We start from the raw sequence: 8,658 nt of genomic DNA, 5'->3' as shown, positions 1-8,658 counted from the left end.
CATCCTGGCCAAGCGGGCGCCGAGATAGCTTGCGCGAGTCCTTGCGCCCACGGGGCCGGGTCACTAAACGGGCGGCTTAACCTGCATGACTGACGGTTGTCGGCGCGCTCCGCAGCGCGGCCGCTTCCTTGCGCGAGACCCAGATGCCCAAACGCACCGATATCAAATCGATCCTGATCATCGGCGCCGGGCCAATCATCATCGGCCAGGCTTGCGAGTTCGACTATTCCGGCGTGCAGGCCTGCAAGGCGCTCCGGGCCGAGGGCTATCGGATCGTTCTGGTCAATTCGAATCCGGCGACGATCATGACCGATCCCGATGTCGCCGACGCCACCTACATTGAGCCGATCACGCCCGAGATCGTCGAGAAGATCATCGCCAAGGAGCGGCCGGATGCGCTTCTCCCCACCATGGGCGGCCAGACGGCGCTGAACACGGCGCTCGCGCTGGAGGCCTCGGGCGCGCTGGCCCGCTATGGCGTAGAGATGATCGGCGCCAAGGCCGACGTGATCGACAAGGCCGAGGATCGCCAGAAGTTCCGCGACGCCATGGACAAGATCGGGCTGGAGAGCCCCACCAGCCGCGTGGCGCACACCATGGACGAGGCGCTGGCGGGCCTCGACGTGGTTGGCTTGCCGGCGATCATTCGGCCCTCGTTCACGCTCGCCGGCACCGGCGGCGGCATCGCCTATAATGTGGAGGAGTTCCGCGAGATCGTGGAGCGGGGCCTCGACCTCTCGCCGACCACCGAGGTGCTGATCGAACAGAGCGTGCTGGGCTGGAAGGAATACGAGATGGAGGTGGTCCGCGACCGGGCGGACAACTGCATCATCGTCTGCTCGATCGAGAACATCGACCCGATGGGCGTGCACACAGGTGATTCGATCACCGTCGCCCCGGCCCTGACGCTGACCGACAAGGAATACCAGCGCATGCGCGCCGCCTCGATCGCGGTTCTGCGCGAGATCGGCGTGGAGACCGGCGGGTCGAACGTGCAGTTCGCCATCAACCCGGCCGACGGTCGCATGGTTGTGATCGAGATGAACCCACGCGTGTCGCGGAGCTCGGCGCTGGCATCCAAGGCCACGGGCTTCCCCATCGCCAAGGTCGCCGCGCGGCTGGCGGTCGGCTACACGCTGGACGAGCTGATGAACGACATCACCGGCGCGACGCCGGCCTCGTTCGAGCCCTCGATCGACTATGTGGTCACCAAGATCCCCCGCTTTGCGTTCGAGAAGTTCCCGGGCGCCGAGCCGCACCTGACCACCCAGATGAAGTCGGTGGGCGAGGTCATGGCCATCGGCCGCACCTTCGCCGAGAGCCTGCAGAAGGCGCTGCGGGGGCTGGAGACGGGACTCACGGGCCTGGACGAAATCGCCATCGAGGGCGCGGAGGATTCGGTCACCGGCCGCGAGGCGGTGCGCCGGGCGCTGACCCGGCCGACGCCGGATCGCCTGCGGGTGATTGCTCAGGCGTTGCGCCATGGCCTGTCGGTTGAGGAGATCAACGCGGCCTGCGCCTATGAGCCCTGGTTCCTGCGCCAGCTTGAGACCCTTGTGGCGACGGAGGCCCAGGTGCGGGCCCAGGGGCTGCCGACGGACGCGGCCGGGATGCGGCGGTTGAAGGCGATGGGCTTTTCCGACGCTCGGCTGGCAAAGCTGATTCACTCGACGGAGGCCGAGACCCGCGCGCATCGCCGGAGCCTGGGCGTGCGGCCGGTGTACAAGCGTATCGACACCTGCGCCGGCGAGTTCCGGGCCGATACGCCCTACATGTATTCGACCTATGAGACCGGGGCGCTGGGCCAGGTTCCGGACTGCGAGAGCGAGCCTTCCTCACGGAAGAAGGCGATCATCCTGGGCGGCGGCCCCAACCGCATCGGCCAGGGCATCGAGTTCGACTACTGCTGTGTGCATGCGGCCTATGCGCTGGCGGAGATCGGCGTCGAGTCGATCATGGTGAACTGCAACCCGGAGACGGTCTCCACCGACTACGACACCTCCGACCGGCTCTATTTCGAGCCGCTGACGGCGGAAGACGTTCTGGAGCTGATCGAGACCGAGCGGTCGTCGGGCGAGCTGCTGGGGGTGATCGTGCAGTTCGGCGGCCAGACGCCGCTCAAGCTGGCCAAGCCGCTGGAGGCGGCGGGGATTCCCATCCTCGGCACCAGCCCGGACGCCATCGACCTCGCCGAAGACCGTGAGCGCTTCCAGCAGCTGCTGCATCGGCTGAAGATCGCCCAGCCGGTCAACGCCATCGCTCGCAGCCGCGACGAGGCTTTCGCGGCCGCCCACCAGGTCGGCTATCCGGTGGTGATCCGGCCCTCATACGTATTGGGCGGGCGCGCCATGGAGATCGTCCGCGACGACGAGCAGCTGGAGCGCTACATCACCACCGCCGTTCAGGTCTCGGGTGACAGCCCGGTCCTGATCGACCAGTACCTCTCCCGCGCCACCGAAGTGGATGTCGACGCGCTGTGCGACGCGGGCGGGAACGTGTTCGTGGCCGGCGTGATGGAACACATCGAGGAAGCCGGCGTGCATTCCGGCGACTCGGCCTGCTCCCTGCCGCCGTTCTCCCTCACGCCTGAGACCATCGCCGAGCTCAAGCGCCAGACCGAGGCCATGGCCCGGGCGCTGGAAGTGCGCGGCCTGATGAACGTGCAGTTCGCCATCGAGGAACCGCACAGCGCGAGCCCGCGCATCTATGTGCTGGAGGTCAATCCGCGCGCCAGCCGCACGGTGCCGTTCGTCGCCAAGACGATCGGGCGGCCCGTCGCCGCGATCGCCGCCAAGATCATGGCCGGCCGGCCGCTCGCCGAGTTCGGATTGGTCGACAAGGTGTTCGACCATGTGGCGGTCAAGGAGGCGGTGTTCCCCTTCGCCAAGTTCCCCAAGGTCGACACGGTGCTGGGCCCCGAGATGCGCTCGACCGGCGAAGTGATGGGGCTGGACTGGATCCGCCCGGGCGAGGGGCCGGGACCGGCCTTCGCGCGGGCCTTCGCCAAGAGCCAGCTGGGCGGCGGCACGGTGCTGCCCTCGAAGGGCTGCCTGTTCGTCTCCGTGCGCGACGACGACAAGGCCTGGATCGCCGAGGCGGTGCGGCTGGTGCTGGAGCAGGGCTTCCGTGTGCTCGCCACCTCGGGAACCGCCGCCTATCTCCGCGAGCAGGGGCTGACGGTGGAGGTGGTCAAGAAGGTGCTGGAGGGCCGGCCGCACATCGTCGACACCATGAAGAACGGCGGGGTGCAGCTCGTCTTCAACACCACCGAGGGCAAGCAGTCGCTGCTCGACAGTTTCGAGATCCGCCGATCGGCCCTGATGATGAAGATCCCCTACTTCACCACGGCGCCGGCCGCGCTCGCAGCGGCCCGCGCCATCGCCGAACTGGCCAAGGCGCCGCTCGAAGTGAGGCCGCTGCAGAGCTACGGGTAGGCCGGCGCAAGCGAGCGTTGGCAATGCGCACGTCCAGCGGTAAATTATGCGCATGAGCGATGCGCGCATATCGGCCCGACAGCGACTGAACCTGACGCTTCCGGGGGCTCTGGTCGAGGAGGCGAAGGCGCTGGGCCTCAACCTGTCGCGCGTTTGCGAAGCCGGGCTAGAGGCGGCTGTCGCCGCCGAGCGCGCGCGCCGCTGGCAGGCTGAGAACCAGGCGTTCTTCGACGCCTACAACGCCAAGGTCGAGACCGAGGGCTTGTTGCTGGCCGAGTTCCGACAGTTCTGAATGAAGAACGCGATCTACAGGCTCGCGAACGGCGTGCTGGTGGTGGACGTCCAGTCCGATTTGCTCAACCCGACCATCACGCGCGTGGTCGTGCCGCTTATCGGCGCCGCAGACTTGCGGGGACGCCAGCCGGCGCGGCTGATGCCGACGTTCGAGGTCGAGGGCCGCGAGATGATGCTCCTGCCGTTGCAGATGGCCGCCGTCCCGCTTCGCGAATTGGGACGCGAGCCCGTCCGGATGCTGAGCGACGCCGAGGCCTACAAGGTGAGCGGCGCGCTCGGCGTGTTGTTCGAGGGCGTCTGACCGGAGGTGGTCGTCATCAGCCGGAGACCGGCAAGGCCCCCGCCACAATGGCGACGAACAGGACCGCGCCGGCCCAGACGTTTGACTTGAAGAGCTTGAGCGCCAGGGCGGGATCCCCGGTGCGGACCCGCGTGGCCTGCCAGGCCAGCAAGTGTGCGGCGTAGAGCGAAAGGCCGACATAGAATCCGGCCCCCAAACCGGCCAGCACGCCAGCGACGGCGGGCAGCACGGCCGCGACCGCGTAGAACGCCAGAACCGCTTGAGGCGCGCCCGCGCCGAGGCGGCGGGCCGATGACTTCACCCCGGCCAGGGCGTCGTCCTCCAGATCCTGGATCGCGTAGATCGTGTCGTAGCCCAGCGTCCAGAAGACGACTGCGATGTAGAGCAGGATCGCCGCGCTTGAGAGGTCGCCAGCCATCGCCGCATAGCCCATCAGCGCGCCCCAGTTGAAGGTCAGCCCCAGCCACGCCTGCGGCCACCAGGTGATGCGCTTCATGAACGGATAGGCGGCGACCAGGGCCAGCGACAGCACGCCCAGCAGCCAGCAGAGCGGCGGCAGCGCCAGCAGGATCAGCAGCGCCGCCAGGCTGCACGCCACCACGAACGCCCAGGCGTGGCGCACGCGGATCTGGCCCGAAGCCACCGGCCGGGCGGCGGTGCGGGCCACCTTGGCGTCGAGGTCGCGGTCGACGATGTCGTTGTAGGCGCACCCGGCCGCCCGCATCAGCGCCGCGCCCAGGAAGAACAACAGCAAAAGGATGGGATCCGGCAGACGGCCCTGCATTGCGCCCGCCAGCGCGATCCCCTGCCAGCCGGGCAGCATCAGGAGCCAGATCCCCGCCGGCCGGTCAAACCGCCCGAGCTTGAGCCACGGCCGCAGGCGCGCGGGCGCGAACCGGTCCACCCAGTTGGTCGGCGCGGCGTCGGGGAGGGGCGCGGAGGCGGTCATGGGCAAGGCCTATCAGATCACAGGGTGTGGCCGAAATGCCGCGTCCATCCTTGTGCGAGCGGATCGCCGAAGGGCCCAGCTTGACCCGCCCAGCGGCCCTGCCTAGCCTTGCAGTCCTCAGAGGCTCAAGCAGGAGGGTCAGCATGGCAGTGTTTGCAATTCCGACCCTTCGCACGCGTCTCGGGCCGCCGCCGCCGCACCTGTAACTCGCCCGATCCGCTTCGCCCTTCGGCTCGCGCCGACGCGAAGCGATCCCGCGTGCGCTCCGCCTGCCCCCCAAGACGGGACCGCCAACGCCCTCCGGCGTGACGCCCGACTTCATCCCAAGACCCATTCCTGCGTCGGACCCGCGCGCGCTCGCCTCAGAGCCCCGGTCCGCCGCTCCGCATTCGAGTACTCCCATGACCGACCACTACGAAGACGAGGAAGAGACCCGGGAGCGCCAGCTCTCCAACCGCAAGGTGCTGGGCTTCATCGCGACCTACTGGCGTCGCCGTCCCTGGCTGATGGCGGGCACCATCGTGCTGACCCTGATCGCGGTCGGCTTCGACCTGATGCTGCCTTGGGCTGCAGGGCGGCTGGTGGACGCCGTGGCCGCAGGGCCTGACAACGCCGACCCCGCCTGGGCCGCCTGGGCGGTGTTCGTCGGCGTCTATCTGGGCTTTTCGGTGATCCGCAACACCGCCATGCGGTTCCTGACGCCGTTCTCGGCCAACAACATGAAGGACATGACCGACGACGGGTTCCGCCGCGTGCAGAGCTTCTCCTCGGACTGGCACGCCGACACCTTCGCCGGCGCGACCGTGCGGCGGCTGAGCCGGGCCATGTGGGGCTATGACACGGTCACCGACGCGGTGCTGATCTGGTTCGGGCCGGCCCTGCTGGTGCTGGGCGGGTTGTGCGTGATGATGCTGACGCGCTGGCCGGTCGTGGGGCTGTTCGCCACGGCGGTGTCGATCCTCTACGTCATCTCCAACATCTACCTGACCGCGTTGTGGGCGCGGCCGGCCAACCTGCGTTCGGTCGCCCTGGACTCACGCATCGGCGGGGCGCTGGCGGATTCGATCTCGTCCAACGCCACGGTGAAGACCTTCGGCGCGGAACCCCGCGAGGCGGCGCGCATCGGCGGCATCACCGAGATGTGGCGCCGGGCCACCATCCGGACCTGGAACCGCTTCACGGACCTGTGGCTGCTGCACAACCTGATCCTGGTGGCCCTGCAGGCGGGCCTGACCGGGCTGTTGCTGCGGGAGTGGATGGCCGGGCGCGCCAGCGTCGGCGACATCGCCTTCGCGGTGACGGCGTTCATGCTGATGGCCGGCTATCTGCGCAACATCGGCGAGAACATCCGCATGGCGCAGAAGGGGATGGACGACATCGAGGACGTGGCCCGCTACGCGGAGACCGCGCCTCAGGTGCCCGACCGGCCGGGCGCGCCGGCGTTCCGGGCCGACCTCGGCGAGGTGGTCTTCGATGCGGTGACCTTCCGCTACAAGTCCGCCGCCGAGCCGCTCTACGACGGCTTCTCGCTGCGGATCGCGCCGGGCGAGCGGGTGGCGCTGGTCGGGCCCACGGGCTCGGGCAAGTCGACCTTCGTCAAGCTGATCCAACGCCTCTACGACGTGCAAGGTGGCCAGATCCGCATCGACGGGCAGGATATCGCCGGGGTTGATCAGGGCTCCCTGCGTTGCGCCATCGCCGTGGTGCCGCAGGACCCGGCGCTGTTCCACCGCACGCTGGCCGAGAACATCAGCTACGCCCGGCCCGACGCGACGGACGAGGAGATCGCGCTGGCGGCCAAGCGGGCGCGGGCCGACGCGTTCATCGCCCGGCTGCCGCTCGGCTATGCGACGCTGGTCGGCGAGCGGGGCGTCAAGCTCTCGGGCGGCGAACGCCAGCGGGTGGCCATAGCGCGCGCCTTCCTGGCCGATGCGCCGATCCTGGTGCTGGACGAGGCGACCAGCTCGCTCGACGTCGAGACCGAGCGTGAGGTGCAGGCGGCGATGGAGGCGCTGATGGTGGGGCGAACCACCATCGTCATCGCCCACCGCCTGTCGACCATCCGCGGGGCGGACCGCATCCTGGTGTTCGACCAGGGCCGGATCGTCGAGGAAGGTCGCCACGCCGAACTGGTGGCGCGCGGCGGGGCCTACGCCCGGCTGCACGCGGTGACGGAGGGGGCGGTCTGAGCCGGGCTCAGGCCGCCTTCGGCGTCGCGTAGAGCCCGCGAACGGCGGCGAGGCCCTCCAGCAGGGCGGCCTCGCCGGCCGGTCCGGGGGCGGCGGTGAGCATGAGGCGCCAGGCGCGGACATGGACGGCGAGCGCCTCGCGGTCGCCGCGGCCGGACCTGAGCAGCGCGCCGATGAGGTCGGAGAGGCTGGCGGTCACGGCGCCCGGGGCGCTGTCGGGCGCGCCGGAAAAGCTCCCGGCCACCGTCCGCAGCGCGTCGAGGGCGTCCGGGTCGAATCCATCGTCCATGGCGCCGATCAGCGCTTCGGCCAGCGTCAGGACCTGCAGGTCGCCTGCGGCGTCGGATGGCGGTGATTCAGCCATGGGCCAAGACTAACCCCTCCGCCTTAACGGGAGCCTACCTTGCTACGCCCCTTCAGGTTGCAAGCCTGAAAGATTGGAGGCGGGGCGTCAGCGCAGCGCGGTCAGCACCGCATCGCCCATCTGGACGGTGGTGAGCGCCCCCCCGAGGTCGCGGGTTCGGGCGCCGCCTTCCAGCGCGGCGTTGACCGCGGCGAACAGGCGATCCGCGTCGGCCGTGCGGTCCAGCGACCAGCGCAGCGCCATCTCGAACGAGAGGATTGCGGCCAGTGGATTGGCCACGCCCTGTCCCGCAATATCGGGCGCCGAGCCGTGGATCGGCTCATAGAGACCAGGCGTTCCCGCCACGCCGAGCGCCGCCGAGGGCAGCATTCCGAGCGAGCCGGTCAGCTGGGCTGCCGCGTCCGAGAGGATGTCGCCGAACAGGTTGTCGGTCAGCAGCACGTCGAACTGCTTGGGCGCGCGCACGATCTGCATGGCGGCGTTGTCGGCCAGGATGTGGGTGAGTTCGACGTCGGCGTATTCGCGTTTGTGCAGGTCCGTGACGACCTCGCGCCAGAGCAGGCCGGAATCCATGACGTTGGACTTCTCGGCGCTCGCAACCTTGTTGCGGCGACCCCGCGCCAGTTCGAAGGCGACGCGGCTCACCCGTTCGATCTCGGCGGTGGTGTAAACCTGGGTGTCCACCGCGCGACGGCCGCCGCCCGGCAGGTCCTCGATGTAGCGCGGCGAGCCGAAATAGACCCCGCCGGTGAGCTCTCGGACGATCATCATGTCGAGCCCTTCGACCAGCTCGCGCTTGAGGCTGGAGGCGTCGGCAAGCGGCTCGAAGCAGAGCGCGGGGCGCAGGTTGGCGAACACATTCATGCCGGCGCGCAGGGCGAGAAGGCCCGCCTCCGGCCGCTTGTCGCGCGGCGCCGACGCCCATTGAGGTCCACCGACGGCGCCCATCAGCACCGCCTTCGACGCCTTGGCGGCGGCCAGGGTCTCGTCGGTGAGCGGGACCCCATGGGCGTCGTAGCTGGCGCCGCCGAAGAGGCGTTCATCGAGCACCAGATCGGGAGTCAGCGCGGCAGCCACCCGGCGCACCTGGGCGATCACTTCCGGGCCGATACCGTCGCCGGGCAGGA

Annotated in this window: 7 protein-coding genes; 4 read left to right on the top strand and 3 right to left on the bottom strand. The window is 69.2% G+C overall.

What is annotated here, in order from left to right; translation table 11 throughout:
* Positions 1–143: 143 nt before the first annotated feature.
* Genes carB through ACIQ3R_RS11635 form a run of 3 tightly spaced genes read left to right on the top strand, consistent with a single transcriptional unit; the run spans position 144 to position 4,029 of the window.
* A complete protein-coding gene (carB, locus tag ACIQ3R_RS11645; RefSeq protein WP_397418645.1) occupies positions 144–3,434 on the top strand; it encodes a carbamoyl-phosphate synthase large subunit in 3,291 nt (1,096 codons plus the stop codon).
* Positions 3,435–3,486: 52 nt separating this feature from the next.
* Entirely contained in the window at positions 3,487–3,726 is a 240-nt protein-coding gene (locus ACIQ3R_RS11640; RefSeq protein WP_397418643.1) for a type II toxin-antitoxin system CcdA family antitoxin, read from the top strand.
* Positions 3,727–4,029 carry a CcdB family protein gene (locus ACIQ3R_RS11635; protein WP_397418641.1) on the top strand — a complete coding sequence of 101 codons (303 nt, stop codon included), beginning with the start codon at positions 3,727–3,729 and terminating at the stop codon, positions 4,027–4,029. It begins immediately after the preceding gene.
* A gap of 16 nt (positions 4,030–4,045) precedes the next feature.
* Here ACIQ3R_RS11635 and ubiA read toward each other — a convergent pair whose 3' ends face one another.
* Complete coding sequence (gene ubiA / locus ACIQ3R_RS11630; protein ID WP_397418639.1) at positions 4,046–4,978, bottom strand: 4-hydroxybenzoate octaprenyltransferase; 933 nt, start codon at positions 4,976–4,978, stop codon at positions 4,046–4,048.
* Between the two features lie 401 nt (positions 4,979–5,379).
* On the opposite strand from ubiA, the gene ACIQ3R_RS11625 reads away from it, so the two are divergent.
* Positions 5,380–7,167, top strand: coding sequence for an ABC transporter ATP-binding protein (locus tag ACIQ3R_RS11625; protein WP_397418637.1), 1,788 nt, complete (start codon positions 5,380–5,382; stop codon positions 7,165–7,167).
* Between the two features lie 7 nt (positions 7,168–7,174).
* Here the strand turns inward: ACIQ3R_RS11625 and ACIQ3R_RS11620 are convergent, their stop codons facing one another.
* Positions 7,175–7,531 (bottom strand): hypothetical protein, encoded by a 357-nt coding sequence (locus ACIQ3R_RS11620; protein WP_397418635.1) that lies wholly within the window; start codon positions 7,529–7,531, stop codon positions 7,175–7,177.
* 87 nt (positions 7,532–7,618) lie between these two features.
* Complete coding sequence (gene leuB, locus ACIQ3R_RS11615; protein WP_397418633.1) at positions 7,619–8,656, bottom strand: 3-isopropylmalate dehydrogenase; 1,038 nt, start codon at positions 8,654–8,656, stop codon at positions 7,619–7,621.
* Between the last annotated feature and the right edge of the window lie 2 nt (positions 8,657–8,658).

This window comes from Phenylobacterium sp., assembly GCF_044371015.1.
Classification (GTDB): Bacteria; Pseudomonadota; Alphaproteobacteria; order Caulobacterales; family Caulobacteraceae; genus Phenylobacterium.
This window is presented reverse-complemented; position numbering and strand designations above follow the sequence as displayed.